This window comes from Sphingopyxis sp. 22461, from assembly GCF_052044915.1.
Taxonomy (GTDB): Bacteria; Pseudomonadota; Alphaproteobacteria; order Sphingomonadales; family Sphingomonadaceae; genus Sphingopyxis.
In genome coordinates, this window is sequence record NZ_JBQENY010000017.1 from 57,882 (window position 1) to 73,347 (window position 15,466).

Genomic DNA, 15,466 nt, shown 5'->3' on the forward strand with positions numbered 1-15,466 from the left:
TCGCCCGTGACTTGGCAACGGTCATGAAGCATTTTGAGACCTAAATAAGCGCCAGCGCGTTGGGGCTGCATGTCGGCATTTTGCGCCAAGTATCACCTCAGCACGGGAACCCGATCGAACAGTGTGGCGACAGGTCCGTTCGCGGTATCGTCAATTCTGGCCCAACAATCTGCCTCGACTACCGATCCCATGACATGTGATCGCTGATCTTCGAGCAATTCGATGCTATCTCCATTTGAGTCGTTGCGGCGTGCCCTCAGGAAAAGCGTCGTCCCGCCTCGAGCGGCGACCGGTGCGGCAATATTTCGACCCTTTTCGCGGGGAAGGCCGATTAGACGACGTGCTGCGGCGAATGCGAAGAAGCGAAAGCCGACCAGAGCCGCGACGGGGTTGCCGGGCAGTCCGAAAAATGGTCTGCCGTCAGGCAGAAGGGCGAAGAGAATGGGCTTGCCGGGGCGCATGACTACGCCGTGGAAGATGATCCGGGCTCCGATACTTTCAAGCGCTTCGCGGACCAGGTCATGGTTTCCGACCGATACGCCGCCTGTTGAGACGAGCATGTCGGCAGGCGGAAATTTATCCTTTGACATGATGCGGCGGCTCACCAGCAGGATGTCGTCGGGTATCGGGTCGGAAACGCGGCTAGGCAGGCCGAGGGACTTGCACATGGCGCCGATCATTGGGCCGTTGCTGTCCAATCGGACCGATGCACCGGTGCCCGTAGGCGCGACCAGTTCGGACCCCGTCGCGATGATGTCGATACGCGGCGGATGCCGTGCTTCCACATGGGTCACACCATAGCTCAGCAACGCTCCGATAAGTTCGGGCGAGAGAACGATGCCAGCCTCGGCAACGCGTTTGCCTGCCAGAGCATCTTCACCGCGCCGCCGCACGTTGCACCAAGGTGCGACAGGCTCCGAAATCTGCAATACGCGGTCAATGACAATGCTTCGTTCTTTCGCTGCCACGCTATCGGCGTCAGCCGGGATCGGAGCACCGGTACTGATCGGCGCGGCACTGCCCGGCGGCAGGCACCCTGCCGCCGCAGCGGCTGGAATATCGTCGGCAAGAGCGAAGATCGTCGGCTTCGCGATTGTGGCACCGCGCGTCGCCGCGCTCGAAACTGCGAATCCGTCCATTGCAGAACAATCGAAGCGCGGTGTGTCGGCGGCGGCCGCGACAGGGGCGGAGAGAATATGGCCTTGAGCGCCGGCATCGACCGTGATCCAGTGCGGGGGCGATGGTCCCACATGGGAGTCTATGCGATTGAGCGCTTCGGTGACAGATATTTTCTCAGCCATTGCGATTGGCGAGGCTGGCAAGATCGGATTGACTGTTGCTGTTGATAATATCGCGGCATGTAGTCAGCGGCAAGATATTGTCGCTCTCAGCCCAAGCTCGCACCGCCCTGCCACCACCCTTTGCCAGATGGCGATCGAGACTAAATCCGCGACCGATCTGCCAGAGGCCGATTGTTGAACAGGCCGCGATGAAGGCGCCCTCAGCGTGCGATGGGAGCGCTACGAAGACGCCGTCAGGGAGATCCGGAGTATCGCAGGGGGGCGGCAGGAGGTGCGAAAGGCCCAGCGCATTAGATCCTTGCATCGCGCCGGCGAATCCGCCGAGTGGACCGAAACCTCGGCTCTGGTGATCGACGGAAAGGGAACGGGAGGGATGAAAACGGCCCGGGACAAAGACGATATCGCAATGCGGACGAAGGCCCATGCTCGAGCAATCGAGAAGCGTGCGGCCCCGAAATTGTGCCGCGGCCCTGTCCGAGCGAAAGCGCCGCGGTTGCCCGCCGGCCAGCACAACCCCTCCGATGCCCACCCTCAACCTACCGCGGCTAGCAGAGCATCGGACCGAGCGAGCACGCGTAGCGCAAGTCCGGCCGCGGCAGCGCGATTGACCGCAAGGCGCGATGGCGCGGAGATGGTTACGAGCATTGGACAATCTGCAAGCACGGCTTTTTCGATCAGCTCGAACGAACAGCGCGAGGACAGCAGGGCAAAGCCGCCGTCCCACTGCGCACCAGCCCGACGCATCGCACCGATCAGCTTGTCGAAGGCATTGTGGCGACCGATATCCTCGCGCGCGAGCCGCACCACGCCGCTGGAATCCACCCACGCCGCCACATGGACCGCACCCGTGCGTGCGTTCAGCGGCTGAAACCCGTCCAGTTCGCCGAGTGCGCGGAACACCGCTTCGTCGCTGGCCGTGCAACGGGAAGTCACGGAAGGCAGAGGGCGCATCGCCTGTTCGATATTCTCGATCCCGCACAATCCGCAGGACGAGTCCGACGCCCGGTGACGCACGCGGTCGAGCAGGGCAGGCGTCCGATCGGCGGGAAGATTGGCTCGCGCGACGATTCCCTGCTCGGTTCGGTGTAGTGCGACGGACGCCACCGGGTCGCCCGGAAATTGAAGCCGCTCGGCCAGCAGAAAACCCGCCACCAGATCATCGAGATCGGCTGGCGTCGCCATCAGCACTGCATAGCCCAGGCCGTTGAACTCGAGCGCCACCGGCACTTCCTCGGCGAGTTCGCGATCGACAGGCTGGCGTTGGCCGTCAGCTGCTATCCGATCGAAGCGTTGCGGGCTGCGCGGGATGGCGTTCAAGATCTTGCTATCAGGTCCACCGCAGCGGCGGCGACCGGAGAAAAAGCTTCCGGCCGTTCGATCGCGAGTACGGCGATCCGCCGCCTCATGGAAGGATCCCAGAAATCTCGAATATGATCAGCAACCATTGTTACCGATCGTTCGGGTTTTTCGGCCGCGAGATTGCGTACAATTTGGTTCACCATGTAGATCAGCCGCTCGCCGGTTGACATGACGCCCTGTTCGTCGCCGTTCATTCGGCCGCCTCCGGAACGATGCGCCGGCTTTGCCGCGCATGGTCGGCATAATCCTCCTGCCAGTTCGACGGCCCGTTCGACAGGCCGATCTGCACCGCGGTCACCTTATATTCGGGGCAGTTGGTCGCCCAGTCCGAATAGTCGGTGGTGATGACGTTCGCCTGCGTGTCGGGGTGGTGGAAGGTCGTGTAGACGACCCCCGGTGCGACGCGTTCGGTGATCAGCGCACGGAGGCTCGTTTCACCGGCGCGGCTTTTCAGACTCACCCAGTCGCCGTCCTTGATCCCGCGGTTCTCGGCATCGAGCGGATGGATCTCCAGCCGGTCCTCCGGGTGCCAAGCGGTGTTCGCGGTGCGCCGCGTCTGCGCGCCGACATTATAATGGCTGAGGATGCGGCCGGTAGTGAGGAGGAGCGGGAAGCGCGGCCCGGTCTTTTCGTCGGTCGGCACATAGTCGGTGACGACGAACTTGCCTTTGCCGCGCACGAAACCGTCGATGTGCATCGTCGGGGTGCCGCCGGGCGCCGCGTCATTGGCCGGCCATTGCAGCGAGCCTTCGGCCTCCAGCCGGTCATAATGGACGCCGGCGAATGTGGGGGTGAGGGCCGCGATCTCGTCCATGATCTCGGACGGATGCGTATAGCTCCAGCCGAGTCCCATCGCATTGGCAACGAGCTGGACGACCTCCCAATCGGCATAGCCGTTCAGCGGCGCCATCACCTTGCGCACCATCTGGATACGGCGCTCGGCGTTGGTGAAGGTGCCGTCCTTTTCGAGGAAGGTCGACCCGGGCAGGAAGACATGCGCGTAGTTCGCGGTCTCGTTGAGGAACAGGTCCTGCACGACGACGCATTCCATCGCGGCAAGGCCGGCCGCGACATGATGGGTGTTGGGATCGGACTGGAGGATATCCTCGCCCTGAATGAACAGCCCCTTGAAGGTGCCGTCGGTCGCGGCGTCGAGCATGTTGGGTATGCGCAGCCCCGGCTCGCTGTCGAGCGCGACGCCCCATGCTGCTTCGAACATCTCGCGCGCCGCGGTGTCGGAGACATGGCGATAGCCCGAAAATTCATGCGGGAAGCTGCCCATGTCGCACGCGCCCTGGACATTGTTCTGGCCGCGCAGCGGGTTCACGCCGACGCCTTCGCGGCCGATGTTGCCCGTCGCCATCGCCAGATTGGCGATCGCCATCACTGTCGAGCTCCCCTGGCTATGCTCGGTAACGCCGAGCCCGTAGTAGATCGCGGCGTTGCCGCCAGTGGCGTAGAGGCGTGCGGCGGCGCGCAGGTCGGCGGCGGGGACGCCGGTCAGCGGTTCGATCGCTTCGGGCGAACGGCTCGCTTCGGACACGAAATCGGCCCAGTCCTGAAATTCGTCCCAGTCGCAGCGGGTGCGGATGAAAGCCTCGTCATAGAGCTTCTCGGTCACCACGACATGCGCCATCGCGGTCAGGAGCGCGACATTGGTGCCGGGGCGGAGCGGGAGGTGATGTTCGGCAGCAATATGCGGCGATTTCACCAGATCGATCCGGCGGGGATCGATCACGATCAGTTTCGCGCCCTGCCGCAGTCGCTGTTTCATCCGGCTGCCGAAGACGGGGTGGGCATCGGTGGGGTTGGCGCCGATGACGAGAATGACGTCGGCCTGCTCGACGCTATCGAAATCCTGCGTCCCCGCCGAGGTGCCGAAGGTCGTCTTCAGCCCATATCCGGTGGGCGAGTGGCAGACGCGGGCGCAGGTATCGACGTTATTGTTGCCGAAGCCCTGCCGGATCAGCTTCTGGACAAGGAAGGTTTCCTCGTTCGTGCAGCGGCTGGAGGTGATGCCGCCGACAGCAAGGCGGCCGTATTTGTCCTGAATGCGGCGGAACTCGCTGGCGGTGTGGGCGATCGCTTCGTCCCAGCTGACCTCGTGCCACGGTTCGCTGACGCTGGCGCGGATCATCGGGCTGAGGATGCGTTCCTGATGCTGGGCATAGCCCCAGGCGAAGCGCCCCTTGACGCAGCTGTGGCCGTGGTTCGCTTTGCCGTCCTTCCACGGCACCATGCGCACCAGTTCCTCACCGCGCATCTCGGCGCGAAAGGTGCAGCCGACGCCGCAATAGGCGCAAGTGGTGACGACGGCGCGGTCGGGGGTGCCGGTTTCCACGACCTTCTTCTCGATCAGGCTCGCGGTCGGGCACGCCTGCACGCAGGCGCCGCACGAGACGCAATCGGAGGCAAGGAAGCTGTCGTCCTGCGACGCGGCGACCTTCGAGTTGAAACCCATGCCCTCGATCGTCAGCGCGAACGTACCTTGCACCTCGTCGCAGGCGCGCACGCAGCGCGAGCAGACGATGCATTTCGACGGGTCGAAATCGAAATAGGGGTTCGACTGGTCCTTCGGCTGTCCCATGTTGGTCGCGCCGTCATAGCCATAGCGCACGTCGCGTAGGCCCACCGCGCCCGCCTGGTCCTGCAACTCGCAGTCGCCGTTCGCGGCGCAGGTCAGGCAGTCGAGCGGATGATCGGAGATGTAAAGCTCCATCACCCCGCGGCGGAGCTGTTTCAGCCGGTCGGTCTGGGTGCGAACGACCATGCCCTCGGCGACCGGGGTGGTGCAGGAGGCGGGATAGCCTGCGCGCCCTTCGACCTCGACGAGGCAGAGGCGGCACGAGCCGAAGCTTTCGATATTGTCGGTGGCGCACAGCTTGGGGATCGACCCGCCGCTCAGCGATGTCGCGCGCATGATCGAGGTGCCCTCGGGAAGCGTGACCTGTTCGCCGTCGATCGTCAGCGTGACGTTGCGGCCGGTTGCGAGCGCCGGGGGGGTGCCGTGATCGGTTTCGCGGGTGAAGCCCATGTCCTTACTCCGCCGCTGCCAGGACCGGCGCGGGGGCGCCGAAATCCTCGGGGAAATGCCCAAAATCTTCTGGAAAATAATTCAGCGCGCTCAGCACCGGATAGGGGGTGAACCCGCCGAGCGCGCAGAGCGATCCATATTTCATCGTGTCGCAAAGATCGCGGAGCAGCGCGGTCTGGGCGCCGAGGCTGACGTCGATGCGGTCGGGCGCACGCGAATAAAGCGCCTTGCCGAGCGCGCCATCCGGCGCGGCGGTGCGGGCTTGCTCGCTTGTCCGGGCCGCGATGATGCGGTCAACGATCTCGACCCCCCGCGTCGAGCCGATCCGGCACGGCGTGCATTTGCCGCAGCTTTCGGCGGCGCAGAATTCCATCGCGAAGCGCGCCATATGCGCCATGTCGACGCTGTCGTCGAACACGGTGATCCCGGCATGGCCGATCAATCCGCCCGCCTGCGTGAATGCTTCATAATCGAACGGCAGGTCGAACATCGACGGCGGGAAGTAGGCGCCGAGCGGACCGCCGACCTGCACTGCGCGCACCGGGCGGCCGCTGGCGGTGCCGCCGCCGATGTCGTTCACCAGTTCGCCGAGGGTGATGCCGAAGCCGACTTCGAACAGGCCGCCACGCTTCACATTACCCGCAAGCTGCACCGGCATCGTCCCGCGCGAGCGGCCGAAGCCGACATGTGCGTAAGCGTCCGCACCTTCGGACAGGATGAAGTGGACAGCGGCGAGGCTCAGCACATTGTTGATCACCGTCGGCTTACCGAACAGGCCGGCGAGCGCGGGGAGCGGCGGTTTGGCACGGACCTGTCCGCGCTTACCCTCGATGCTGTCGAGCAGCGCGGTTTCCTCGCCGCAGACATAGGCGCCGGCGCCGGCGCGCACTTCGAGGGTGAAGGGGGCGATGCGGCCGGCGGAAAGCGCGATTGCTTCGCGCATCGTCTGGATCGCGAACGGATATTCGCTGCGGATATAGATATAGCCGTGGCCGGCGCCGACCGCGTGCGCGGCGATTGCCATGCCCTCGATCAGGCAAAAGGGGTCGCCTTCCATCAGCATGCGATCGGCGAAGGTGCCGCTGTCGCCCTCGTCGGCGTTGCAGACGATATATTTGGTCGCGCCGGGCGCATCGAGCACGGTCTGCCATTTGATCCCGGTCGGGAAGCCCGCGCCGCCGCGCCCGCGCAGCCCGCTCGCCTTGACCGCATCGACGACCGCCTGCGGCTCGGCGGCGCGCGCGATGTCGAGACCAATCCAGCCGCCGTGCGCGCTATAGTCGGTCAAGCTTAGCGGATCGACGATCCCGCAGCGGGCAAAGGTGAAACGCTGTTGTGCGGCGAAAGAGGGTAGGGCCGCGACGTCGCCGAGCCGGTTCGGATGCGTTCCCTCCAGCACCGCCGCCGCATCTCCGGGGACAACCGGGCCATAGCCTATGCGGCCGCCCTCGGTTTCGATCTCGACCAATGGTTCGATCGAGAAGAGTCCGCGCGATCCGGTGCGTACGACCTCGCAGCCCGCATCTGTAAAGGCGCGCGCAACCTCGTCGGCGCCGAGCGCGACCGACGCCATGTCGCGGCTGATGAACACGCGTATCATGCCGCGATCTCGACGGCGATGCGGTCGAGCGCCGCCGCGTCGATCCGCGCCACCGGACGGCCGTCGACGAGCGCGTTGGGGCCGATCGCGCACAGGCCGAGGCAATAAACGGGCTCGAGCGTCACCTGTCCGTCGCGGCGCGTCTCGCCCATCGCGACCCCCAACCGTTCGGCTGCGGCGGCTTCGATAGCTGCACCCCCGCGCGACTGGCAGCTTTCGGCGCGGCACAGCTTGACGATATGGCACCCGGCGGGCCGGCGGCGATAGTCGTGGTAGAAGGTCAATACCCCATGGACGTCGGCGCGGCTGAGGTTCAGCGCCGCAGCGATCGCTGGAACGAGCGCGTCATCGACATATCCTATCTCGTCCTGCACCGCATGCAGCAGCGGCAGCAGCCGGTCGCGCCCGGTGCCCTCGTGGCGCACCCAGCCATCGACTAATGCCTTTGCTTCTTCCAATCCCATGAAGACCATCCTTTTCGGGGAAAAGCAGTGACGTCGGAGTGCGCGCACGTCAAATTGATCTGTCTGATGTTTGATAGGGTTTATCTATCATAATGGCTTTTCGCTTGAATCGCCGGGATGACGGAAAGGGATATGTCGCGCAGTCAAAGGCGAACGCCCACTCAGGTGAGCTGATAGCCCTTGGGAAGCAGCAGGTCGCGCGCGACGCCAAGCACGCTCTGCGCGAGCGGGCTCATCGGGGTGCGGTCGGACACGATGACTCCGATCCGGTTCGCTTCGTCAGTCTCGGGAAGCTGCGTGATCCGGGCCCAATCGAGACCTTGGAGCAGCAGCGCATGATTGTCGGGCATGATCGAACAGAGATGCCCCTGCCGCACGATCGCGAGCAGCGCGATATAACTGTCGGCGGTGACGATTGGCCGTAGTGCCAGCCCGAGCGCAGCCAAGCGCGCATCAAGGATGCGGCGGTTCTGCATCCCCTGGTGCAGCAGACACAGCGGCAGCGCCGCGAGATCGCTCCAGTCGGGCTGCTCGGGAACCGCGATGCCGTCCTTCGCGCTCACCAGTCGGCTGCGTTCGCTATAGAGCGGCACGGCCAGAGCATGCGCGGGGGGTTCGAAATCGAGATAGGTAATGCCCGCGTCGAGTTCGAACGCGGCGAGTTCGCGCTCGATCTGGCGCGAGGTGAGCGCGCGCACCTGAACATTGAGTTCGGGAAAGCGCGTGCGGATGGCCTCGACCAGAAAGCCCGTCGCGGGCATCGACGCCGGGATTGCGCCGAGGCGAAGTTCACCCTTCAGCGGGCCTTGCGTGGTGCCGACCGCCTGTTCGAGCGCGTCGGCGGCGGCCACCAGTTGCCGCGCCCACGGCAGGATCGCTTCGCCTTCGGGCGTCAGTCCGGCGTATTTGCGGTCGCGGACGATGAGCCTTTTGCCGAGCTGCGCCTCGAGAGTTGCAATGCCTGCCGATAGGGTTGGCTGCGAGACATTACAACTCGCGGCCGCCCGGGCGAAATGTCGTTCGCGGTGGAGTGCGAGGAAATATTCGACAAGGCGCGTTTGCATCTTTTCATCTAGCCCGAAGCGCGTCGTGCAGTCTTCACAAAAACAGATGAGTCGAACCGTTAGCGACAAAGGGTGGGTTTCTCGGGAACGGCACGGGATCGTGATCGTCTTGCGGCGAAAAGCACTAGGTCGGTCATTTCAGTCCACCGTTCGGCGGCCCGCAGAAGGACTCAGTGCGGAGTTCCCTTTGATTTCGATCCACGCACATGCCTCAAAATTAGCTGCCTATCGAAAGCGCCAAGAAGGAATCCGTCGAGCCTCTATCGGTAAAACCATGCTCGTTTTTCTAACAAGATTTGGAGTGACTCTCAGCCAACGGAAAGTACATTTAAATCTTAAAGGTGCGCTGGTCGTAAAATTAGATTTTAGAACTACGAAATCTCTGACAGAAAGAATGTAAAATTCAGTTCGTGCGGATAGCAATTATTCTAGCGGCTTAGCAATAATGATCTGATGTTAATTGGTATAATCGGAGATTTATAGCTTTCTTACGAAATGTAGATACTATTTAATATAAATAATCTATACAGACAAAAGAGGAGGAGGATATGATTATAAGAAAGGTCGCGCTGCTGCTGTCCGTCGCGAGCGGACCGCTCATCACGGTCCCGGCATTTGCGCAATCCGAAGCAGAGTCGAGCGGGTCCGAAGAGATAATCGTCACCGCTCAGCGTCGCGAACAGGCATTGTCCGACATCGGCCTATCGATCACTGCGCTTGGTAGCGAGACGCTTGAGCGCAGGAACGTAGCCGAGGCAAGTGACCTCGCGGCTCTGGTGCCCGGGTTATCGATCAGCAACAGCGGCTATGCGACGCCGATTTATACGCTTCGTGGGGTCGGCATAAACGAGCCCAGCGTTGGTTCGAGCTCATCGGTTGCCGTATATGTCGATGAAGTGCCGCTCGCCTACCCGATCATCAGCCAAGGTGCCGCTCTCGATCTCCAGCGCATCGAGGTTCTGAAAGGCCCGCAAGGCACCTTGTATGGGCAGAATTCGACCGGTGGCGCGATCAACTATATTGCCAACAAGCCGACGGATGAATTTGCGGCGGGCATTGGTGCGACTTACGGTCGGTTTAATCGCGGCAATGTCGAGGGATATGTCAGTGGCCCGATTGCGCCAACCCTCAAGGCGCGGATCGCGGGCCGAGTGTCATTCGGTGACGGTTGGCAACAGAGCCAGACGTCCGATCGCACCTTGGGCAGGGTCGAAAATTATACCGGCCGCGCAATCATTGAGTGGGAACCGGCAGATGTGATCCGGCTTACAGCCAACGTAAACGGCTGGATTGACAAGTCGGACACTCAGGCGTCGCAGCTTAAGCAGTTTTTCGCCACTGGCGCCAACGTGCCCGTGCCGGCGGTCCAGAACGCGCCGATTGCCCCGCACAATGCGCGCGCGGCAGACTGGGGCCCCGAGCTGGACTATGGCCCATTCCGCCGCGATGACGAGTTCTGGCAGGCGTCGTTGCGTGGCGAGGTTGATGTCAGCGATGAAGTAACGCTCACCTCGATCACGGCCTACACGCACTTCAACCGCTATCAATATAGCGACACCGACGGGATCGGAGCAGCCGCGAACGTGCATCAGCAACAGCAGGCTACGATCCGCGGCTTTTCGCAGGAGTTGCGGCTGTCGGCGCAGTTCGGAAATGGCATCAACTGGGTGGTCGGCGTCAATTATGGCAAGGACAAAATTGCGGAGGACAATCTGCAGATTTTGCGCGACCTGACCTCTTATCAGAATTTTTTCGGTTTCAAGGGCTTCGGATCGCTCACCACGACATCGCAAGACATAGAGAATTACGCGGTCTTCACCAATATCGATATTCCGCTGACCGACCAGCTCACGATTACAGGCGGTATCAGGCTGAGCAATGAGACGCGGGATTTCACCGGTTGCGCGAAGCCGGTTGGCGACGGCACTGCCATGGGATTCAACAATCTGTTGAATTTCTTTCGCTCTAACGCCGGTCTTGGACCGCTCGACCAGCCCATTACGACCGACACTTGCTACACATTTTATGGAACGCCCGCCGGCCAGGCTGGGGATACCGAAGGCCTGCCGCTATTCACCAACGGACCGGCCAACCGACGGTTAAAGGAAGACAATGCTCCTTGGAACATTGGCGTCAATTTTAAACCAACCGAGCGCTCTCTGATTTATGTTCGGGTGAGCCGCGGGTTCAAATCGGGCAATTTTGCAACCATTGGTCTCGTCGACAACAGGCTTTATGGGCCGATTGTTCAAGAAGAGCTAACCGCCTATGAACTTGGCGCCCGCTTTTCGCTCCCGTCGGTGTTCAGTATCGAGGGTGCGATATTCCAGTATGACTATCTCGACAAGCAGTTGCGTTCCCGCATCGACACGGGTCCGCCATTTGGAAATGTGTCGGCTCAGGACAATATCCCGAAATCCCGCATTCGGGGGGGCGAGTTTTCGGCGGTGCTGCGTCCGGTGCAGGGACTGTCTCTATCGGCAAGCGGCGTCTATCTCGACAGCGAGGTCAAGGAGTATACTGGCTATACCGCTTTTGGCACGGCCCCTGCCGATCTCAGCGGTTCGCCGATCCCTTTTACACCGAAATGGAGTCTTAACGGCGATGTGAACTATTCACATCCCATCAGCGCGGCGATCGACGGATTTATTGGCGTAAACGTGGCGTATCGGAGTTCGACTTCGTCGGTCTTCGTGCCGCCGGGCGACGGGACCCTGAGCGTGTTTGACATCACTGCCCACACCTTGGTCGATGGCCAGGTAGGTATAGAGGATGCCGACGGAAAATGGCGCGCATTCCTTTGGGGCAAGAATATTTTCAACAAATATTATTGGACAAACACGATCAAACAAGGCGACATCGCCGCGCGCTTTGCTGGCATGCCTGCAACCTACGGGGTAACGCTCTCGTATGACTTCTGACCGTCGAGCGATGAGCGTTACCGGCATTGACTAAAGCTTCGCGGCCCCTCCGTTTAATGGGAGGGGTCGCGCCCGGGCAAACTATTCCGGTACGACCCGCTTCACTGTCTGATCATCAATTAAGAACATGCACGGTTGCCCCGCGGCGAGATGGGCGCCGACTGCTGGCCAGCATGGCCGCCGCTGTTCCGGGTGAGTCGTGGTAGCGCTAGAACGTAGCCGAACGGCCGTCCGACCTCATCGACCAAGGCAAATGACGCACAAGGATCAGACAGGGATGGCCGGTCAGACGCTGACGATGAACGACGGTGGGGCTATCCCGCAATTGGGATTGGGGCTGATGTTCGTGCCCCAAGATAGGTTGCCCGGGCTGATGCGCGAGGCGGTCAAGCTGGGCTATCGGCATTTCGACACGGCGACCCATTATGGCAACGAAACCGAAGTGGGTGAGGGAATTCGAAGCCTGAACATCGACCGCGACGAAATCTGGATCACGACCAAGTTGCCGGATGGCATGCACGGCTATGATGCGGCGCTGCGTGCTTTCGATGCGAGCGAGAAGGCGATCGGCCGCATAGACCTCTATCTTATTCATTGGCCGCAACCTGCCAAGGGGCTGTATCGCTCTTGCTGGAAAGCGCTCGTCCGCCTGCGGGCCGAGAAGAGGGTGCGATCGATCGGCGTCGCGAACTTCCCCAGGCAGTTGATCGACGAGATCGAGGGAGACACTGGCGTTTGCCCCGCAGTTAACCAGATCGAACTTCACCCGCGCTTTCAACAGCACGCGGCGCGCGCATTTCATGCCGACAAGCACATCCTCACCGAGTCGTGGAGCCCCCTGGAGCACGGCCGAGTGCTTGTGAATCCGGTGATCGTAGAGATTGCGCAAAGGATCAAGCGATCTCCCGCGCAAGTGGCTTTACGATGGCATCTGCAAAGCGGCTTGGTGGTAATTCCCAAGGCAGCCGATACGCGGCACCTCGTCGATAATTTGGCGGCGGCCGACTTTGTGCTCGATGCAGCCGACATGGCACGCATCGCAAGGCTCGACTGTTCAGGAAGCGCCTTTGGCGTTGATCCGATGCTGCACCAAAGCGACAGGGGGTTTATTGAACCCTGCGCGGACTAATGCCGCCCCGTAGGGGGGCGACGGCGCAGCGACGCCTCATGCCGGAGCGTCTGTTCTACGGAGCACTGTTAGTCGAATTCGGGATGGTCGCGGAGTGCTCCCCGGCCGCTGAGGAGGAGCACCCCCATCGTCGGCAGTGCAAAGCCTACTACGATCGCGATCGAATAACCGACCATGCGGGGGTCGCCGAAGAGGTAGTCAGTCAGCAAGCCAACCGACAGCGGCCCGAGTCCGGCGCCGACGATTGCGCCCACCAGCACGAAGGCGGCGGTCAACTGGCCCCGCAGGCTGGGCGGCGCGATAACTTGCCAGCTTGTGAAGGAGCCCGCGGCAATTACTCCGAGAAAAGTCAGTCCCAGGCACAGCAGGGCCATGGTCGCCATCGGCCAAGGCATGAAATAGGCGCCGACCAGGACAGGAGCGGCGATCAGGCTCACGATTCCCGTGAGCAGAAAAATGGCATCCTTGTGACCGGCGCGGAACAAGCGGTCCATGAGCATCCCGCCGCCCACCGCGCCCGCCGCTCCCGACAGCGCGATAACCGTGCCGAATGTCGCCCCAACTTCAGCCGCGCTCCATCCCAGAGTGCGCATGAAAAAGGCAGGCGTCCAGGATGTGATGGCGTAGCCGACGAGGGCCGACAGGCCGAACGCGCTGAAAGCAAAGCCGATAACGCGGCGATGCTCGCGCATGAACGGCAGCAAATGCCTTTGCTCGGCAGGCGTTCGGTGCGCCTGCAAATGCGCCGCCGCCGGCCGGGGATCGGTGATGGCAAAGGCGAGTAACGCGACCAGGATTCCTGGCAGTCCTGCGACGAGGAAAGTCGCCTGCCAAGGCGCGACATCCCCAATCAGGGGAAATGCCACGACCTCGCGACCTGCGAAAAGGCTGGCGATCCAGCCGCCAATCACCAATGCGGCGCCGCCGCCTAGGTAAAAGCCCGTCGAGAATACGCCCATTGGCGTCGCCATCTTGTCGCGCGGAAACAAATCGCCAATCAGCGAGACAGCGGTTGGACTGAGACTCGCTTCGCCGACGCCAACGACCGTTCGTGCTACGAACATCTGCCAGAAGTTATGCGCAAGACCGCAAGCGGCGGAACTCGCCGACCAGGTAACCATCCCGAGGAATATGACTATCCGCCGCGGATAGCGGTCCACCGCCCACCCGATCGGTAACCCGGCCACCGAGTAGAGCAGTGCGAACGCCAGCCCCTGCAGCAATCCCAATTGCGAGTCCGTCAAGCCGAGATCGGCCTTGATGGGATCGACCAGCAAAGCGATGATCTGTCGATCGAGATAGGAAAACAGAGAAAATACGAGAAGAATTGCGACGCCGAACCACGCTCGAACTGGCGAAGGCGGGTCCATTCGTCCGGTTTCGAGGTCGTCGGGTGAGGAACCGATGGGTAGGCCGGTTGGCAGAAGCGCCGTTGGTGCGTCCGGCGCGCCTAGCGAGACATCGTCTGAAAGATGGTTCGCTTGATCCGCCATGCCTTATCTCGCCCTACTCATCGACTGTCGGACAGTAACAAGTTGAAACATCCTCTGAGAGCCTATGATTAGCGCGATCCGGACATCTCTTGCCCGAGCGGCTCATCGGGCTACCAAGCGGCACGGTTTCTCCTCACCGCGCTCGATCGGGCACTGCTGCTGGCGTCGCGTTGCTCCTACTCTCCCATGTCCTGCGATCAGTCGGCTTTCAGAAAGGCGATCAGCGCTTCATTGACCGTGTCCGGTTGTTCCAGTTGCGGACAATGCCCCGCATGAGGGATCAGCGTCACCGCCGCATTTTCCATCTGATCGATCAATTCGTTCCACCAGCCATATGGCTTGATCTTGTCCTTTTCCCCGGCCAGGATCAGCGCCCGGGTCGAGATCCGGCCATATTCGATTCCGGAGGGAGCGCGTGCCTCCTGCAAATGCTCGGGCCGACGAAAACGAGCTGCCGCCACGGCTTCCCACGCGCCAGGCGTCAGGCTGCTCGAACGCCTCCTCTCGACATATTCATCGTCCCGAGCCCATTTTTCGCCGTGAAACAGTGCGCCTACGACCTTTCTCATCCCCTCAAGAGACCCATCATAAGCGAAAAGGGCCTTGGTATGCTCTGAATCGACCAGGGCGCCGCCGCCGGCGATACTGACGATCCGGCGCGGCGATAGCAGCGGTGTTGGGGATGCGGCGTCGAACAGCAGGAGCATGCCGCCCATCGAGTTGCCGATGCACGGGGCGGCCGTGGCGCCTACCAACTCGATAAATCGAGCGAGATGGCGCAGGCGGCGCATCCGGCCATCGACGAAATCCACGACCTTGGCAGTCCGACCGAAGCCGAGCAGGTCGGGCGCTATCACCCGGAAGTGTTGTGAAAGCGCTGGAATGGTGGCTTCCCAACAGACCTCGGCCTCGCCGCCGAACTCGCCGCCATGAAGCAGCACCACGGGCGGTCCGGACCCCGCCTCCAGGAAACTGGTTTCGAGGCCGTCAACCAGGATTTCGTGCCTGACGTACTGAACCTTCGGATCAAGTTCCTGCATGACGAACGTCCTTTTTCGTTTCATTGTTGCGTGCCGCCTTGCAGGCGGCTGCCCGGCTGTG

General features: G+C 61.9%; 12 protein-coding genes and 1 pseudogene. 3 read left to right on the top strand and 10 right to left on the bottom strand.

Going from position 1 to position 15,466, the window contains the following annotated elements; translation table 11 throughout:
- Nucleotides 1-92: 92 nt before the first annotated feature.
- Complete coding sequence (locus ACTJI5_RS21725) at nt 93-1,250, bottom strand: molybdopterin molybdotransferase MoeA (RefSeq protein ID WP_440861793.1); 1,158 nt, start codon at nt 1,248-1,250, stop codon at nt 93-95.
- Between the two features lie 28 nt (nt 1,251-1,278).
- Between ACTJI5_RS21725 and ACTJI5_RS21730 the strand changes: the two genes are divergently transcribed.
- Complete coding sequence (locus ACTJI5_RS21730) at nt 1,279-1,479, top strand: hypothetical protein (RefSeq protein WP_440861794.1); 201 nt, start codon at nt 1,279-1,281, stop codon at nt 1,477-1,479.
- Between the two features lie 9 nt (nt 1,480-1,488).
- Here the strand turns inward: ACTJI5_RS21730 and ACTJI5_RS21735 are convergent.
- The 7 genes and pseudogenes from ACTJI5_RS21735 to ACTJI5_RS21765 form a co-directional block, all read right to left on the bottom strand.
- Nucleotides 1,489-1,830, bottom strand: a pseudogene (locus ACTJI5_RS21735) (NTP transferase domain-containing protein); the annotation flags it as partial.
- Between the two features lie 2 nt (nt 1,831-1,832).
- On the bottom strand, nt 1,833-2,618 hold the full coding sequence (locus ACTJI5_RS21740; protein ID WP_440861775.1) for a formate dehydrogenase accessory sulfurtransferase FdhD: 786 nt from the start codon (nt 2,616-2,618) through the stop codon (nt 1,833-1,835).
- Nucleotides 2,615-2,854 carry a formate dehydrogenase subunit delta gene (locus ACTJI5_RS21745; RefSeq protein WP_440861776.1) on the bottom strand — a complete coding sequence of 80 codons (240 nt, stop codon included), beginning with the start codon at nt 2,852-2,854 and terminating at the stop codon, nt 2,615-2,617. The genes ACTJI5_RS21740 and ACTJI5_RS21745 overlap by 4 nt, the downstream gene beginning before the upstream one ends.
- A complete protein-coding gene (gene fdhF, locus ACTJI5_RS21750; RefSeq protein WP_440861777.1) occupies nt 2,851-5,694 on the bottom strand; it encodes a formate dehydrogenase subunit alpha in 2,844 nt (947 codons plus the stop codon). Before fdhF ends, ACTJI5_RS21745 begins: the two co-directional genes overlap by 4 nt.
- A gap of 4 nt (nt 5,695-5,698) precedes the next feature.
- Nucleotides 5,699-7,294 carry an NADH-ubiquinone oxidoreductase-F iron-sulfur binding region domain-containing protein gene (locus ACTJI5_RS21755; protein WP_440861778.1) on the bottom strand — a complete coding sequence of 532 codons (1,596 nt, stop codon included), beginning with the start codon at nt 7,292-7,294 and terminating at the stop codon, nt 5,699-5,701.
- The gene (locus ACTJI5_RS21760; protein ID WP_440861779.1) at nt 7,291-7,758 is read right to left on the bottom strand and encodes an NAD(P)H-dependent oxidoreductase subunit E; all 468 of its coding nucleotides are present in this window, start codon (nt 7,756-7,758) and stop codon (nt 7,291-7,293) included. The genes ACTJI5_RS21755 and ACTJI5_RS21760 overlap by 4 nt, the downstream gene beginning before the upstream one ends.
- A 161-nt stretch (nt 7,759-7,919) precedes the next feature.
- On the bottom strand, nt 7,920-8,822 hold the full coding sequence (locus tag ACTJI5_RS21765) for a LysR family transcriptional regulator (protein WP_440861780.1): 903 nt from the start codon (nt 8,820-8,822) through the stop codon (nt 7,920-7,922).
- Nucleotides 8,823-9,370: 548 nt separating this feature from the next.
- On the opposite strand from ACTJI5_RS21765, the gene ACTJI5_RS21770 reads away from it, so the two are divergent.
- Complete coding sequence (locus tag ACTJI5_RS21770) at nt 9,371-11,743, top strand: TonB-dependent receptor (protein WP_440861781.1); 2,373 nt, start codon at nt 9,371-9,373, stop codon at nt 11,741-11,743.
- 277 nt (nt 11,744-12,020) lie between these two features.
- Nucleotides 12,021-12,872, top strand: coding sequence for an aldo/keto reductase (locus ACTJI5_RS21775; RefSeq protein WP_440861782.1), 852 nt, complete (start codon nt 12,021-12,023; stop codon nt 12,870-12,872).
- A gap of 68 nt (nt 12,873-12,940) precedes the next feature.
- Here ACTJI5_RS21775 and ACTJI5_RS21780 read toward each other — a convergent pair whose 3' ends face one another.
- Nucleotides 12,941-14,365 (bottom strand): spinster family MFS transporter, encoded by a 1,425-nt coding sequence (locus ACTJI5_RS21780; RefSeq protein WP_440861783.1) that lies wholly within the window; start codon nt 14,363-14,365, stop codon nt 12,941-12,943.
- A gap of 197 nt (nt 14,366-14,562) precedes the next feature.
- On the bottom strand, nt 14,563-15,405 hold the full coding sequence (locus ACTJI5_RS21785) for an alpha/beta fold hydrolase (protein WP_440861784.1): 843 nt from the start codon (nt 15,403-15,405) through the stop codon (nt 14,563-14,565).
- Nucleotides 15,406-15,466 lie beyond the last annotated feature (61 nt).